We start from the raw sequence: 16,038 nt of genomic DNA, 5'->3' as shown, positions 1-16,038 counted from the left end.
GCCATGGGTACTAACTCCCTTTTGCTTCTGCTTTCCTTCCATCGCCTTCAGGGGGTTTTCCAGCCAGTCACGCAGTTCACGCAGACGGCCTGCCGTCATCCCTGCTCCATCGTCACGTACCGTCAGCAGCAGCTTGTCGCCCTCGGCTTTAGCTTCTACCCAAATCGTGCCTGGACCACGTCTAGCCTTGATGCCGTGATAAATCGCATTTTCCACTACAGGCTGAAGCATTAACTTCAACACGAACAGATCCTTTAGCTCGTCGGGTACATTCAATTCCCAGCGAAGTCGGTCACGATAGCGGGTTTGCTGGATTTGCATATAGCTAGATATATGCTCCATCTCGGAGCGCAGCGGAATAAAGTCATCCCCCTTGCTCAGCCCGAGACGGAACAATCTCGATAGCGCCCCCACCATGTCGGACACGTCGTCTGCTCCATTTTTTCGAGCCATCCAGTGAATGGTATCTAGCGTATTGTATAAAAAATGCGGCTTAATATGCTCCTGAAGGCTGCGCAGCTCGGCATCCCGTTTTTGCCGTTCTCTCAGTTCGCTAAGTGACATGAGACGGCGAATTTGCTCCAGCATCCGGTTAAAACTCCGCCCCAGCATTCCAACTTCATCCCCACGGTCACTCCATTGGCGAACTGTAAGATCTCCTGTCTCTGCTGCTCGCATATAGGACATCAGCCGGAAAATCGGCTGCGCAATGGAACTCGACAATCGCAAGGATGCCGTTAATCCAAACAGACATACAATAAAAACAAAACAGACGACATAGAACTGAATTTGCCGCACTTCCAGTGTAGATTCGCGTGCCGGGAATACCCCCACTGTTCTCCAGCCCGTGAATTCGGAAGCCCTGAACATGAACAGCAATTCCCTGCCTCCAGCTTCACGGGTAAACATCCCGCTGTCACCTGCCCCGAACCATTGCGACGGAATGCGCTCAATCAAAGGCATATCCGGCCTGTACACGCTGCGCCCCTCAGCATCTGTCACCATTAAATACCCGCTTTTGCCCAAGGTTACGTCCCTGGCGGCCTGCGACACAGCCCTCAGCTTGAGGTCAATCATAATCACGCCTAACACATGTCCGGTTTCCGAATCCGTAACCGAACGGACGACGGAGACAATTTCACTGTCCTTGTACCGGACATGAGTGGTCACATTACGGTGGCTCGGCTGTCCTAGCACAGTGAATATGCCTGCATGCTGCGCCGCCTGTTGGTACCAGCCTTCTTCCGTCAGGCTACGCGTGCTTCGAGCGTACATTTCGTTGCTGATATAGTCGCCTTTTTCGTTTACGATCAGAATCCCTGCAATTTCAGGATATAACGTAGTATAGCCCTGCAAAAATTGCTTCATTTTATACAGCGTATCCTGCTCCTGTACAGAACTTAATGCCTGCTTGGAAGTGAGAGTCTGGTTTTGCACCGAGTTCTGTGCCCGCTCCCCCTGGTTTTCCGGCGTTACTATACTCACATGACCCGCGTAGCCGTCTGCCAACGTCTTTCCTTTCCAGAACTCCCCGATATCGGGGTTAAAAGCAATCAGATACGTCATGTTTTGCAAATTTTCCATTTTGGTGTCCAGCGCTTCGTTCACCTTGCCAATCAATTGCATCGTATGGTCTTCCACCTGCCGCTCAATAATCCGTTCCACCGTCCAATTGACCAGCAGACCTAATCCCAGCGAAGGCACAATGCCAAACAGCAGGAACAGCAGCATGAGCTGATAACGTAAAGGCATGTTGCGCAAGCGTAACCGCGGCATCATTTGGCGCACCCCTAATTGGATACGCTCCCAAAATTTATTTCGCATAATAATCATCTACATTCGCCCGGGTGACCACGGAAATCCCAGTATCTACCCGCACGGGCAGCGGAGTGTTGTCTCCAGTGGAAGAAGGTGCAGGAATCGTTAAATGATGATGCAGATGGAACAGATATTGAAGCGACCAATAGCCCATATTCCATGTTCCCTGGGCAATCGTTGCCGAGATCGTCCCACCACGAATCATATCCAGTGTCGCTTTATTCGTATCAAAAGAAATGATTTTCAGCGGATGGCTGTTTTTTTGACTCAGTACCGCTTCACCCACACCTGTTCCTCCCGTTGCATCGGTCACAAAAATTCCCGCTAGTTTCGGATAAGCTTTCATCAGCCTTTGCGACTCATCCCGGGAGACCATCGCGTCTGCACGGCCATCTGCGACTTCCACCACCTTCATCGCAGGATACTGCCGTTGAATGGTATCGCGAAAGCCACGCGAGCGTTCTTCATGATTTTGCTGTCCAGGCAGCGTCAGAACAGCGACCTGACCTTCTCGTCCCAACAGCTCTGCCATTTTATCCGCAGCGGTCACGCCCGCCTTATAATTATCCGTGCCCAAAAAGGAATACGCCCGGCTCCCCGGCGCTTCGGCATCAAACAGTACCACAGGAATGCCCGCATCCAGCGCCTTATTAATCACCGGAATCAGGGAGTGAGGATCAATCGCTGATATGGCAATCCCTGCGGGCTTACGAGCAATCGCCTGCTCAATAACGGTCGTCTGCTCCTGCGCATCATAACGGGTTGCTCCCCGATACTCCACAGTCACCCCCAGCGCATCCCCGGCATCCTCGAAGCCCTTGAGCCCGCTTTTCCAATACTCCAAACCAGACTGGAAGGTAATCATCATATAGGTTTCTCCGATGCTGCCTCGTAGCCCCTTATCCTCCCAAGTGCCATTCAACGGGCCCGTTTGTTCATACCTGAACACATAGAGAGCAAAGGCCGCAATCAACAGCATATATACCAGCAGCGTTTTTTTCATCCTTCCTCTCCTCTTCCTGTGTGTATCCTTAAGTTATAAATTCACTTTAATTTATTCTGGTTTTACTTAGATTGTAAACGCAATCATATCAAATTGGAACTACTTCACTCTTCTTACTTTCAGGTGGCGTTAATCCTGCACTAATGTTTCTACGTTACAATACCTACAATTGTGCTAGGGAAAACATGTGCGTATCTTGAGGAAAAGGAGTGATATGGATGAGCAAGCCGCGTATCGCGGAGTGGACAGAACTACGGGGCCTTGCCTACCTCGCTGTCGTGCTTCAGCATTGCATTGGCGAATATATTTATCGCAGCGACATCCAACAGCCAGATTCTGTTATGCTCGCGATGCTGTATCATTTGACACGTTTTGGCACACCGACGTTCGTTTTCCTGTCTGCGGCGCTACTTTTTTATAATGGCAACAAACCGATTGGTTATCCTCGCTATATTGGCAGGCGGTTTCGAGATATTTATGTTCCTTTCCTTTGCTGGACTGTTATTTATTGGGTATTTACTCAAAACTGGTCAACGGCGCAGTGGGGAAATATTTACTTTTACAAAGGTATGTTCGAGGAAATGATCATCCCCGTCAGCGGATATCATCTATGGTTTGTAGTCATGATCTTTCAGTTTTATATTTTGTTTCCTTTATTTGCAAAAGCAGCCGGGCAGGTTCAAGCGTTTCTACGTCGTTATAGTACGAAAAGACGCAAACAGCTTGTTTTGACTATTATGCTGATTGCCGCTGCGGTTTATGCTTTGCTGTTACAATGGTCCTACTATGACATGTCTGCATGGAGCACTGGGTTACCGTCATTTTGGCAGACTCTGCTGGATTATCGCACCTATAACTTTGTCATGTACTTTTTCTATTTTATGCTGGGCGCAGTATGTGCTTACATGACAGACACCTGGCGTGGACTGGCCAAACAGACGTTGCCGTGGAATGTATTTGTCTTTATTGGTTTGTTCATGCTCATGGGTCACACGATGCTGATCCAGTCGGGCGATACGATCAATCTTAATATTTCGACCTATTTGAAGCCAAGTACCTTTGTTCTCATTGTGTCGCAGTTGCTTTTATTGTACGGACTGCTGCTCCATTTGCAAAAAGATACGCGGTCCGAGCCGTTTCGCCGTATGCTGAACTGGATCGGACGTTATTCTTTTGGAGGATATCTGGCCCATGCACTCGTGCTGGCCTTTATATCCTACTACACCCGCCCGCTTGCACTGGGCGATCATCATTTTACAGCTACGCTCATTACGTTTATCGTCGTAGCAAGTGTTTCTCTAGGCATAAGCTGGCTGTTTGCCCATCTGCCTGGAGGCAACTGGATTGTTGGTTCCAAAGGCAGACAGCGGTTGAAGTGGCACTCGTTTCGCTTCCAGTTCCTTTCCTCCAAACGTGCTTCCAAAAGCACGCAGGAGCTTGGCTAATCTTGTGTGTCTGTGTTTCAGCATGGGGTTATAATTCCAATGGACTTTGGCAGGGCTCACTTATTGAGCTCTGCTTTTTTTTGTTGCCTTAGTATGCCGTCCCCTCAAAAAAATGATTAACATTTTATGACATGAATATGTATTTTATTTTAAAATAAGTCATTATATAGAATAATAATAAACATTACGCGGGAGAAGTCATAGTTTTGCATAAAAAGAAGGGGGAATGAACCGAACATAACATCGTCGTTGTTAATGATCTAGCTCTAAACATAGTGAGGCAGCTTCTTGGTCTGAAACATACGGTTGTACTGATTAATCAGTTCATCCAAAAGCATAGACTGCTCAAGTACACAAGCATGTCCGAAGCCATACTCTTCGTAAAGATCATGCAATTGTTGTCTGGCGTGTTCCATCTGTTGAATTAACGGCACCGTTTCATACCTGTTCATCCTGCATACCTCCTAATGAATTTTATTTTAAGGAGGGATGTACAAATACGTCATAATCTTTTTTGAACCAAAAAATTACAAAATAATACAAAAAAAGACCAGCAATAAGCTGGTCCAGGGTAAAGAATATGAAGATGATCATTACTTGGATCACATTCCACCAACGTGTCCTTGTGTTTGGATTGTGTCATGGCTTAGATTTGCAGTTTGAGCTGGTACTGTGAATACCAGTAAAAAGCTAGTTACCGCTAAGAAGAAAGCCATCCTTTTGATCATTTTTCTCCCACACCTCCTCATAAATAGTTTGGAACCGAGCCTGTGTTTTAGGAGCCGCATGTGCTTTGAAATGATAAAATAATCCAAAACAATTGGCAATAAGTAGTACATGGTTAATTGTAACAGCTTTTTCAAACGCGTTTATTAAACATTTGAAACCATACAGATATCTGCCTTTATTTAGGCTGTACTTGGCCATTTTGTACCAGAAGCGTACGTATTCTTCCGGTAAAACTTGTTGAGTATACGTATCAGAAGATGATGGTTCCTGATACGCTGCAATTTGGGACTCAAAGCGCCGGAGGATATGATCTACATCTACATTATATCGATTAGCTACTTCAAGGACGTTCAGTAACTCGGCAAAAATCTCTTTTTCGGCAGCCATATGTTCTACGTAATCCGGCAGAACACTGATGTCCCCGGACATAAGTCTATTGACGTACGTATTAATTTTCGCCCATTGCAGATACTGCTTCTTCCAATAAAGGGACTCGGAATCTTTTTCCTTCACCCAACTTAGATCCGCATAACAATGAATGTGTTCTAATGCTTGTTCATGATCTCCTTTTGCATCGCAAGCACTAGCACACATTAGTCCAGAATAGGCTATGTAAGTAAAAAACGGTCTAATTGGCTTTTTTTGCGGCTCTGTTCCTTTTCGCTTGGAGTTATAAACCAAATTATATTGGATCTGTCCTAATTGACCCATTCGATGTGCAAATTCATACACCTTGTCCCACATACTTAATGACCTATACACGTTCGCTAAATCTTTTAATGCATCTAATTGCTCTATCTCGTCTAAACGATCAACAAAAGGGGCAAATTCAATGGCAGCTTGAAGATTTACAGCTCTATCTTGTCCAATATTGATTTGGAACAAACGATACTGGCAGATCGCCAATCGCTCTGAATGCTGCTGCTTCTCACTTTCAGCCACCTTTTTGTAAAGGTAAGCCGCTGCTTCATTATAACCGTCTTTGTATACATTTTCGGCAACTTCAAAGAGTGATGGCGGATAATTAGGGTTATCCAATAACAGAATTACCACTCGCTGCAAGCAGTCCAGTCGTCCTAGCTCAATGCATCGGTATAGGAAAGGGCTGATTTTTTTCCAGTTGAGCGGAGATTCTTCAATACATTCTTCAATATAACGCTCGTAAAAATAATCCGGTGGTAAATTCATTCCCGCAGTAATACTATCCAGTTGGTGAACAGAAATAGATCGGTTACCGGTCACAATGCTACTAACTGTACCTACATTCAAATCAATCGTGTGACCAAACTTGGTCATCGTTAAGCCTTTTCGTTTCAAATAGGTTTGAATTTCTGCCTGTATCGTAGGTGTGATTTCCATGGATAAACCACCCTTTCAGCATTTTCATAGAATTTCAATTTCAATAAACAATATAGTTTGGAAACTAATAGTATAATTATTGATTTTCCTTCACGATAATACCATCTTTTGGAACAAACATAAATGCTTTTACTTTATTGATTTTTATATTTTTATTAGGAGATCATTGGATGTTGGACAATGGAAGGAGAAGATCATTTGAAAAATACAGGTATGACACGCCCCTTGGATACGTTAGGCCGGATTGTTATCCCTAAGGAGTTGCGAACCTCTATGGGTATTCAAGCTGGTGAGTCTTTAGAATTTTATTTAGATGTTGAAACAGGATTATTGAGTATGCGGAAGTATATTGGAGTCTGCTGTCACTTATGTTATTCGGTTCAGGATTTAAGCTATTTCAGGGATTCATTTTTGTGTAAAAAATGCATAAATGATCTGAAGGGAAACATAGGTGTGAGTCAATTACCTGTTCCTGTCGTAAAGAAACCTGCATACAAAGAAAAAAGTAACCATCGGTCGTCTTCACAACATTTAGTTGAAAATCTAAGAAAACTCATGCGCGAGCATCCAACAGCCAAGCAAGGCGAATATGCTGAATGGCTCGGCGTATCCCAAGGGCGTATTTCCCAGCTTAAAAAGCTATTATAGGTATCGCTCAGCTCATATTCTAGCGAAGCTAAATAACCAGTCGCCGGTTGATTTTATGCGACTGGTTATTTAAACTTTTCATTATTAGGAAGGACTACAGGAGATAAATCATGATAGACCGACAGAGCTGACTGCTGTGACAAACATCTCTGACAAAACCGGTTATTTTTGAGATAGTGTAGATACACGAAACAGTACAAAGAATGGGGAACTTATGACAACGACAAGGAAGAATAAGAAATCTTCGCAGGAGCAATCAGCCTCAGTTTGTACCTGCATTAATCTGCGCCGTTCCTCGATGGCTGTTACGGGACTGTATGACCGGTATCTGGCCCCGAGCGGACTCAATATTAGCCAATTCTCGCTGCTCAAGCACTTAACTGCGCTGGGACCGGCAAGTGTAAGCGAATTGGCGCTGGAGATGCGGCTCGACCGGACAACGATTGTGCGCAATTTGAAGGCGCTGGAGCATAGCGGATATGTGGAGGATACATCTGTTGAAGGCAGTCGCAACCGCTGCCTTACTCTGACGGAGAGTGGAAGAACGGTATACAACGACGCAGCCGAGCTTTGGGACGAGGCGCAACGTTTTTTGCAGGAGTCATTGGGAAACGGGAATCTGCAGATACTGACCTCACTCTTATCCAAAATTGAACATTTGGGTTTGTGATTAGCCGCCTACTCATACATGAAGTGTTGCTCAATTCGTGTATATACACGAAAAAAAAGAAATGTTTCGCGGTATCAAGGCTGGCCAGTAATATATGTTAGCCCGCCACAAGACTTCTGAAAGGAAGCTTTGCTGTGAACAATAACCACGGAGAGGGATGTGGATAGGATGGTTGAATCCGTACCGGATATGAGAGAAAACATCGTAGCCGAGATGAAAACCTATGTGAGCGAAGACAAAGGCAATGTTTGTGAAGAACTACAGAGTCCTTATTACGAGGAGCCGATTATTCAATTTGCCGCGGGCAATGATCCTTTGTTTGAGGAGTACAAAAGAGTGGTCGGGCCCGACCACGCCACGCCGCAGGAAGCATTTGAACGTTCCTTTGGAATGGGGAGTTTTGATGGAGGTACCGTTATCAGCGTTGTGCTGCCGATCAGCGAGACGATCCGCAAGGCTAATCGGGCGCAAAAAGATAGAGCCTCAAGGGAATGGGCGCTGCTGCGGACCTTTGGCGATGAATATTTTGTACAGTCTGCAAGGCGACATTTGGCGGGATACTTAACAGGCCTTGGTTACCGTGCAGTTGCACCGCTGGATACGGATTGGTACAGCATCTATGGTGCCACAGGGGGGCCGATCTCCAACTGGTCGGAGCGCCACATTGCATATGCTGCGGGTCTTGGCACCTTCAGTATCAACGACGGCTTCATCACCGAAAAAGGAATTGCCATCCGCCTGCTGTCCGTGGTGACCGATCTCAAGGTGCCGCCTGATGCCAGAGCATCTTCAGTCACAGGCCATACCGGAAACTGCCTGCTGTGTAGCAAGGGCATCTGCGGTGTGTGCATTACCCGCTGCCCTGTACAAGCCATCAGCAAGGAAGGCGGACATGACAAGATTGCCTGCATGAAATTTGTGTACGGCCAAGCATCACGGGACTTTGCGGTTCTAAACGGCGGCGAGGCCAAATCAGGTGCCGGCTGCGGACTGTGCCAGACCAAGGTGCCCTGCGAGAGCAGGAATCCGATGCGGACCGCCCGGTGAATATGGAAACCTTGAGGACCGCCATTCTCAAGGTTTTTTAGTGCAAAAAGATACATTTAGTTTTCGTTAGTCGAGGTTGAGGGCGTCCCTGCCTCATGTTTTAATTGAGCTTCATTCGAAGCCCCGGACTTACGATCGAATGTAATCGGGCCTTTACGGTTCACAAGCCGTTTCAAATCCACGGTCATTTCATTCTTCAATTTATCAATGAGCTGGTCTTCTTGGATGCCTTTGCTTTTAGCAACCTCGGCCAATGACTTCCCTTGTCCCAGTTCTTTCTCTAATTGGACAGGAGTGATGCCCAGCAGCTTGGCTACTTTCTCGTTGAGATGGTGATTCAAGCCGCCAGGACGTTTGCCGTGTCTATGTCTGTGAACATGCCCATGCCCGTGGTCGTCCTGTGGTTCAGCATTCCATTGGCGGGCTGCCCCTTGGATAGAGTCGTTGGGAGTGAGAGTTTGCAACGAATTACTCGGTTCCGTCCCGGAAGCTCCAGCTGCACCCGCAGTGCCATACATCATCACTCCTCCATACAGAATAGCAGCGGTCAATTTCCATTGTTTTTTCATGTTGCAGACCCTTCTTTCATCCTTTTTAAAATAATATTTTCTTTTCCCGCTATTTTTATTCATATTTTCGCCTGTTAAGTAACCATAAGACGGGAAAAAGAAATTATGAACATTGCTATCACAATTACACCCAACCTTCGATCTACACGCGCTCCTTGGGAACCCTATCCTGTAGAGTGAGCAAGAATGAATAACTATACTTTCTACAATATAACTTGAAATTTTTCAAGTTATATATTAAGGAAAATATGATAAAATCAAATTGTAAACGTTTACAATTTGATTTTTGGAAAGACATGTTGCATCAAGCTACTACAGAATGCACTACATCATAGTGAGGCTCAGGAGGAAAGTCCAATGAAACAAAAAAATAAGGTTATTTTTATGGACATCCAAACGCACGAGCAAAACCATACAGCGAGCACTTCAAAAAGTGGGAAGACATGGACAAGATGTATGAAGTTTTACTTACTGTAGAGGGATACCAAAGCAGTCGGAGTGCCAATGTAACTAGTAATACAATTACGATTGGCGGCAATAATGGCACCAGAAACCAAGAGATCGACTAAAATTTCAAATCTAGTAAAGAGTTGAATCGGTTCGGAGTATCGGAACATCCATACTATATTAAAATAGCTAGGAGGTAGACCCATGTTTATAGCTAAAGCTGGAAAATGGACGGCGATTATGTCAATCACCTTGTCTTTATTCACAGGCTCGCTGGTGATCTCGAGCAACCAGGCGCTTGCGGCTGATTGCTCGAGCGGTTATGTAGCGTTAACCTTCGACGATGGTCCCAATCCCTCTAACACCAAAGGGCTGCTTAGTGCTTTGAAGCAAAACGGTTTACGGGCGACGCTCTTTAATCTTGGACAAAACGTGCAGAATAATCCTTCGCTTGTACGTGACCAGCAAGCAGCAGGCATGTGGATCGGTAACCATTCATGGTCACATCCGCATATGACACAACTGAGCACATCGCAGATGTCATCGGAAATTACACGCACGCAGCAAACGATACAGTCCATTACTGGCACGGCACCAAAGTTATTCCGTCCTCCGTATGGCGAGACCAACGCAACCCTCAAATCCATTGAGACCCAAAACGGTCTTACCGAAGTATTGTGGAACGTTGACTCCCAAGACTGGGACGGCGCCTCCACCGCACAGATCGTAGCTGCTGCGGGCAAACTTAAAAACGGCGATGTGATCCTGATGCATGATCAGTACCAGACTACACTCCAAGCTATTCCACAAATTGCACAGAACCTCAAAAACCGTAACCTTTGCTCTGGTATGATCTCACCAAGCAATGGCCGGGCGGTAGCGCCTGATGGCGGAAACGGCGAAACGCCGCCAAACAAAGGCACAAAAGTGGAAGCAGAGAATATGACCAAAGGCGGTCAGTACACTTCAAATATCAGCTCGCCGTTCAACGGAGTGGCTTTATACTCCAACAATGATTCAGTGAAATTCACACAGAATTTTACCAGTGGCACCCATAGTTTTTCACTCCGTGGTGCTTCAAATAATTCCAACATGGCCAAAGTTGACTTGAAAATTGGTGGACAAACGAAGGGTACCTTCTACTTCGGCGGGAGCAGTCCTGCGGTCTATACTTTAAACAATGTCAGCCATGGAACCGGAAATCAAGAGATTGAGCTTGTTGTAACAGCCGATGATGGGACATGGGATGCTTATATTGACTATTTAGAGATCATCTAATTTTAAAAAAACAAAATCCCGGCGGGATCTTCCCGTCCGGGATTTTTGTCGATATCCTTTTTACAACATTCTCAATGTAAAAATAACAAAATCTTGAAAATTGCAATCTGTTGTATAATGGCGGTTAACAACTAGAAATCGCTATAAAAATATTCATAAGAGATGCAGGTGATAGCGATGGAATGGTATTTTGCATACAAAGACGAATTGGAAAAAGTATTTCGTCAAGCGGAGGAACGGACGTCCACGTTTCCAGCTCCCTTTCAGCAAGAGGGTTTGGACTATCTGGCGCGTTTTAATCCGTTGAGGGAAGACAGCACGCGTAATTACATATGCTATTTGCTTCCATTTTGGCTGCAAGAACTCACTGGACTCCCCCCCGAAACATGCCGCAAGCTGTCACTTGGCAACGTGTTCGTCATGGCTCACTATTTAATTCAAGATGATGTGATGGACACAGCAGCAGACAACCGTAAAACGCAACTCGCGTTAAGCCAGCTATTCTATACCGAGTGTCTAAGCGTATATCGGGACCTTTTTCCGGCAACCTCTCCTTTTTGGTCATATGCCCGAACGTATATTGATGAATGGGCCGTTAGTGTGATATCCGAAGGAACAGAGGACTATTTTCAAGGGGAAAGAAATAAGGTCGCGCTGAAAGCAAGCCCATTAAAAATGGCCGGAACGGGTGCTTTACTGCTTGCAGGCCGTGCCGATCTGATCCAGATCATTACAGATATGACGGACTTGGCGCTACTCGTGCTTCAAATGTCAGATGATTGGGCGGATTGGTCAGAAGATTTGGTCGAACATAGCTATAACTGTCTTTTGTCCCATATCAGTGCCGAGCAGAAGACGGCTTACTGTGAAGGATTGGGACCCAAACAGATTCAGGAAGCGATTTATGTACGCGGTGCGCTCGCCAGCTATGTGAACATTGCCGATCAAGCAGTCCAACAGTTAGAGACTCTGGAGCCTTCTATCCACGGCCTAAGTAGCTTTGCACATTCTATCGCAACAGAACTGGGCGAAGTGGCGGCGGAAATTGAAGGCGGACGCTCGCATTTGAGAAGAGGCGGACTTGATTACTGGCTCTCCAAAAATATGAAATAATGCTAGATTTTTCTGAGTCTTTCGTGGTATACTGACTAGGTAAATATAACCAATTGAATGAGAGGGTGATTTTTGATGGCTACTGAAGTTCTTCAAACACAAGTCATTCAAAAAGCTTGGGAGGATGCCAGTTTCAGAGAGAAACTGATGACAGATCCCAAATCTGCAATTCGTGATGTGTTAGGAGTCGTGATCCCCGATCATATCCAAATCAAAACGTTAGAGGAAACGCCTGATCAGTTTTATCTGGTAATCCCCCCAGACCCCTCCGGTGTACTCGCTGCATCCCAGAAACCTCGCTCGATGTGGTAAATTGGTTGTTAATGCTTATTTAATCTATATTCCTTAATCTCATGTGGGTGGGCTCAGCAAGCTCCCTCCGCTTTCTCCGAACGCAAAAAAGCCGGATATTATCCGGCTACGGGGAAGCGGATGGTCGCTTCTGTTCCCACCCCTTTTGCACTTGTAAAAGTTATTTTTCCATTCATCGTTTCAATAATCCGAAAAGTCACCATCATCCCCAAACCCGTGCCTTTTGTCTTATTCGAGAAATAAGGCTCACCTAGTCTGGATAAAGTCTGAGCATCCATCCCTTCACCATTATCCCGAATATGAATGACAGCTTCTCCGTTGTCCACATAAGCCCATATATGAATATGACCCTGATCTCGCAGCGCTTCAATGCTGTTTTTGATAATATTGATGAACGCCTGCTTGAACTTGGAGGAATTCCCGCGTACTTTGATTTCCTGGGGAATATCCAGTGAAATTTTTCCACCTTGCAAATTAGCCATTGGACTGATGATTCCTTCAATATGTTTGAATTCGTCCAATATGGTCAACGTTTTGGTTTGGTCAAACTCTGGCTTGGCAAAAGTCAAAAAATCAGTAATAATCGCGGAAGCTCGATCCAGCTCCTCCAGAGCGATATGTAGATAGTCTTTGTTTTTACCATCCTCCTGCTTGCTCATCAACTGAAGAAATCCACGTGTAACCTGAAGGGGATTACGTACCTCATGAGCTACTGATGCAGCCAGATCGCTAATAATCTCCATTTTCTCCGAACGTTGAAGCTCATTATTGAACATCTCCAGTTCTCTGGAATACCGAACCACCTGCTTGTGCTTTTCTGCCAGTCTTCTGCCCAAAATCGCGATCAACGCCAGTACAAAACCGAAAACGCCCCATTTCCACAAAAACATATTGTAGTGTCCGTCTAGAATGAAGAACCAGCTCAGTTCCCCGATAGAGATGACTGCAAAAAATGCAAAGCCTGTCGATAAAATGATCGCTTCGTGATCACCCTTAAGTGCCATGCGAACCGAAGCAAATACCAGCAGTATCATTAAGGCGACGAGTAATATACCCAGGATGACTACACTAAAAAAATAATATATATCGTTCAACCGCTCCTGTGCTCCTAAATTAACAATCATCATGGTAAAGCAGAACAAAGAGTAGGCGGTTAACACCTTTCTGAATTTGCGAATCAGTATAATCGAATTGATATTTTGCTCAAAAAAGTAGGCTAATGAAGGTAGCAGAATAAATAGTGCCACATCAAAAAGTTGTAAGTACAGCTTGCCATAGCCGCGATAGAATGTATACAAGAATGGTGAATACGTTACGATCATCAGACCAATAGACAATACAATCGCACTTAGGGACAGCCACATGGCCATACTCGGACGGAACAGAAAAAACGAGCAGATCAGTAATACCAGGGCGATAAAGATAAACGTACTGCCCAGTACAATATCTAAAACATCCATTCTGACCAAGGTTCCCAATAAATCACGATAATCACCGGTCATCACATTGCCGATAATGCCCAGTCTATTCTTACTGCTTTCCGTCCATATGTATAATGTTTTACCGCTGTCTTCCGGCTTCAGCGGAATCAGAATACGATTATTCTCATAATTGTACCCACGGTAGGATTCGTAAAAATTGGTCCCATCTTTATACAGCGTAATATGCCTGCCATAAATATTTTCAAAAAGTACCGCTGGCGTTTCATCATTTAACGAAGGTAACTTAATACGAATCCAGGCGGAGCCTATATTACCGGGCTGCCTAAGCAGTTGTGTATCATCTTCAATATGCATCCAGACCTTGCTGCGATCCTTTACCTCATCTAAAGAGCCATCCTCGTCTACCGCTCCCCATCTCATATCCCAGGAGGGTATTTTATAATCCCTTTCCGGGGTCATTTTGGCCGCATAGGCGGAGTGGCCCAGCGACAACAGCAACACAATGACCGCTAGCAGGGTGGCGACAGCTTTGGGCACATGCCTCATGTTAAGCACCTCAAAGTTACATAGTAGGATTTACAAGTTTGTATACGTTTTAACATTTTTTACGTCCTGAAATTATATTATTCTATACGATGATGTGCATACCTTCTTCATAAGAAGGGTATCATGTTCTTTTTACTCATTTTTTGTAAAATCTTCATATTGATTAATGATCATTTCCTGTTCGCGCCGCTCTTTCTGCTCTCTAAGCCCCAACCATGGTTCACAATCTTCATCTTCATAGATCGTCCAAATATCGGAAAATAAATAATCGCGTATTTCTACTATTTTTCCGGCTTGTCCGCCATCTGTCCAGTATAAGCCTTCCGGGCGCCGAATGAGGGTGCGGGAAAATCCCGGGGTAGATGCCTTTTGACCTACTCGGATACGACTAATCATCGGACCAAACATGTACCATTCCAATTCATATCCCTCCCTATCTTCTTTATCATATCACAGCAGTTACCAAAAAAACGCTAATTGAGAATGGGCATATCCCTATTCGCATGATTTTAACTTCCTGCAGACACACTAACTCAAGGTTTAGCCGTTCTGCTGTTTGGGTAAGGTCGGAATAAGCAACAAAAAATAAAGGAGCTGAGCAACATGGCCAATCGTGATGATCGAGCTAATGAGCTACATGACAATGATTTTGAGCCTTCTCTGCAAAATGCAGAAACCAACTGGGAGAATCTGACGGAAGGGCCGGATACTCCTCTGGAGGACGTCCCAGATGCCGATGAACTGACACCGAACAGTCCTGTCGATCCTTCTGCTCCTGCTGAATTCCTGCATGGTACCGATTTGCTGAACGGTACGGATGGAGACGAAGAAGAGCAACTGGACAGCGACGATATGCTGGATTAACCACTTCATTTTATCAGGTGAAAGAAAACGGTTACCAATTCTGGTATGCGGGTAATGAAGTGTATAACAGAAAGGAGTTGACTGATCTCCTATGTATAAAGATCCGATGTCTCAGGCCGATATGGAGTATAAGCGCTACAAAACCTTGAATCCTGTGGAAGCAGACGAACGTAGGACCGCGGACAAGACAATTACGGACGATATCTCGCAAAGTCTGGCGGGCGAAGACAACCCACGAGGAGTCGCATCACCCAAACCTGTTCCCAGGGTTCGAGGAAAATGAAAGAACAGATAGGGGAATGCAAAAAGGGTGCAACCTAAGCCACGCAGATGATACATGGCTTGAGTGCACCCTTTTTGTACTTCATATGTTTACAATGGCAGCAATGCTACTGTCGATTTAGCTTCCAATCCATCTACCATTTCGTTCCAGACAGCAGGCTTGTTCGGCAATACTGTATAGTACCGACGTATAAAAGCTGCCACCAATTTGGCGCTCACTTCTTCCACGCTATCATCCTCAGGCATAAAGCCTAAATTCAGCCCTTCTACTGCTACACCATCGTTATTCCAGGACGGATGTACGTAGTCCAGATCCAAACGCTTATAGCCCAGATGAGATAGCACCTCACGTCGCACGTACGGGTCCATTGGCTTGACACCACCAAAGGAATGCTCGTTGCCACGGTAAGGGTCATAGATTTCAGCAAACATCCCCTGTAACTGCTGTCCGCTGGCCTGAGCAAGC

Annotated in this window: 16 protein-coding genes and 1 pseudogene; 9 read left to right on the top strand and 8 right to left on the bottom strand. The window is 45.3% G+C overall.

Going from position 1 to position 16,038, the window contains the following annotated elements; translation table 11 throughout:
- Together GRP75_RS11175 and GRP75_RS11170 are read right to left on the bottom strand one after the other, a co-directional pair.
- A partial coding sequence (locus GRP75_RS11175) for a cache domain-containing sensor histidine kinase (RefSeq protein WP_160789347.1) occupies positions 1-1,779 on the bottom strand: 1,779 nt, incomplete at its 3' end.
- Positions 1,780-1,813: 34 nt separating this feature from the next.
- Complete coding sequence (locus tag GRP75_RS11170) at positions 1,814-2,821, bottom strand: substrate-binding domain-containing protein (protein WP_025723184.1); 1,008 nt, start codon at positions 2,819-2,821, stop codon at positions 1,814-1,816.
- 218 nt (positions 2,822-3,039) lie between these two features.
- Between GRP75_RS11170 and GRP75_RS11165 the strand changes: the two genes are divergently transcribed.
- Entirely contained in the window at positions 3,040-4,266 is a 1,227-nt protein-coding gene (locus GRP75_RS11165; RefSeq protein ID WP_160789346.1) for an acyltransferase, read from the top strand.
- 266 nt (positions 4,267-4,532) lie between these two features.
- Here GRP75_RS11165 and GRP75_RS11160 read toward each other — a convergent pair whose 3' ends face one another.
- Both GRP75_RS11160 and GRP75_RS11155 read right to left on the bottom strand, forming a co-directional pair.
- Entirely contained in the window at positions 4,533-4,718 is a 186-nt protein-coding gene (locus tag GRP75_RS11160; protein WP_076157770.1) for an aspartyl-phosphate phosphatase Spo0E family protein, read from the bottom strand.
- Between the two features lie 238 nt (positions 4,719-4,956).
- Complete coding sequence (locus tag GRP75_RS11155) at positions 4,957-6,354, bottom strand: helix-turn-helix domain-containing protein (RefSeq protein WP_076264436.1); 1,398 nt, start codon at positions 6,352-6,354, stop codon at positions 4,957-4,959.
- A 180-nt stretch (positions 6,355-6,534) separates the two neighbouring features.
- Between GRP75_RS11155 and GRP75_RS11150 the strand changes: the two genes are divergently transcribed.
- The 3 genes from GRP75_RS11150 to GRP75_RS11140 all read left to right on the top strand — a co-directional run bounded on the left by GRP75_RS11150 (position 6,535) and on the right by GRP75_RS11140 (position 8,719).
- Positions 6,535-7,002, top strand: a complete 468-nt coding sequence (locus GRP75_RS11150; RefSeq protein ID WP_160789345.1) for an AbrB/MazE/SpoVT family DNA-binding domain-containing protein — start codon at positions 6,535-6,537, stop codon at positions 7,000-7,002.
- 214 nt (positions 7,003-7,216) lie between these two features.
- Positions 7,217-7,672 carry a MarR family winged helix-turn-helix transcriptional regulator gene (locus GRP75_RS11145; RefSeq protein ID WP_160789344.1) on the top strand — a complete coding sequence of 152 codons (456 nt, stop codon included), beginning with the start codon at positions 7,217-7,219 and terminating at the stop codon, positions 7,670-7,672.
- A gap of 168 nt (positions 7,673-7,840) precedes the next feature.
- Positions 7,841-8,719 (top strand): hypothetical protein, encoded by an 879-nt coding sequence (locus tag GRP75_RS11140; RefSeq protein ID WP_028543180.1) that lies wholly within the window; start codon positions 7,841-7,843, stop codon positions 8,717-8,719.
- Between the two features lie 56 nt (positions 8,720-8,775).
- Here GRP75_RS11140 and GRP75_RS11135 read toward each other — a convergent pair whose 3' ends face one another.
- Positions 8,776-9,288: a hypothetical protein gene (locus GRP75_RS11135; protein ID WP_025723192.1), complete on the bottom strand. Its 513-nt coding sequence runs from the start codon at positions 9,286-9,288 to the stop codon at positions 8,776-8,778.
- 443 nt (positions 9,289-9,731) lie between these two features.
- Here GRP75_RS11135 and GRP75_RS30285 point away from each other — a divergent pair, with 443 nt between their 5' ends.
- The 4 genes from GRP75_RS30285 to GRP75_RS11115 all read left to right on the top strand — a co-directional run bounded on the left by GRP75_RS30285 (position 9,732) and on the right by GRP75_RS11115 (position 12,438).
- Positions 9,732-9,857, top strand: a complete 126-nt coding sequence (locus tag GRP75_RS30285; protein WP_272917194.1) for a hypothetical protein — start codon at positions 9,732-9,734, stop codon at positions 9,855-9,857.
- A gap of 82 nt (positions 9,858-9,939) precedes the next feature.
- Positions 9,940-11,013, top strand: coding sequence for a polysaccharide deacetylase family protein (locus GRP75_RS11125; protein WP_160789343.1), 1,074 nt, complete (start codon positions 9,940-9,942; stop codon positions 11,011-11,013).
- Positions 11,014-11,190: 177 nt separating this feature from the next.
- A complete protein-coding gene (locus GRP75_RS11120; protein WP_160789342.1) occupies positions 11,191-12,126 on the top strand; it encodes a hypothetical protein in 936 nt (311 codons plus the stop codon).
- A 75-nt stretch (positions 12,127-12,201) separates the two neighbouring features.
- A complete protein-coding gene (locus GRP75_RS11115; protein ID WP_007429107.1) occupies positions 12,202-12,438 on the top strand; it encodes an NHLP leader peptide family RiPP precursor in 237 nt (78 codons plus the stop codon).
- 98 nt (positions 12,439-12,536) lie between these two features.
- Here GRP75_RS11115 and GRP75_RS11110 read toward each other — a convergent pair whose 3' ends face one another.
- Both GRP75_RS11110 and GRP75_RS11105 read right to left on the bottom strand, forming a co-directional pair.
- Positions 12,537-14,426, bottom strand: a complete 1,890-nt coding sequence (locus GRP75_RS11110) for a sensor histidine kinase (RefSeq protein WP_028543185.1) — start codon at positions 14,424-14,426, stop codon at positions 12,537-12,539.
- A gap of 132 nt (positions 14,427-14,558) precedes the next feature.
- On the bottom strand, positions 14,559-14,846 hold the full coding sequence (locus GRP75_RS11105; RefSeq protein WP_023987328.1) for a hypothetical protein: 288 nt from the start codon (positions 14,844-14,846) through the stop codon (positions 14,559-14,561).
- Between the two features lie 183 nt (positions 14,847-15,029).
- On the opposite strand from GRP75_RS11105, the gene GRP75_RS11100 reads away from it, so the two are divergent.
- Positions 15,030-15,290, top strand: a complete 261-nt coding sequence (locus tag GRP75_RS11100) for a hypothetical protein (protein WP_023987327.1) — start codon at positions 15,030-15,032, stop codon at positions 15,288-15,290.
- Positions 15,291-15,662: 372 nt separating this feature from the next.
- On the opposite strand, the pseudogene GRP75_RS11095 reads toward GRP75_RS11100, so the two are convergent.
- Positions 15,663-16,038, bottom strand: a pseudogene (locus GRP75_RS11095) (GNAT family N-acetyltransferase); the annotation flags it as partial.

The sequence above is a fragment of the Paenibacillus sp. OT2-17 genome, from assembly GCF_009827695.1.
Lineage (GTDB): Bacteria > Bacillota > Bacilli > Paenibacillales > Paenibacillaceae > Paenibacillus > Paenibacillus polymyxa_B.
This window is presented reverse-complemented; position numbering and strand designations above follow the sequence as displayed.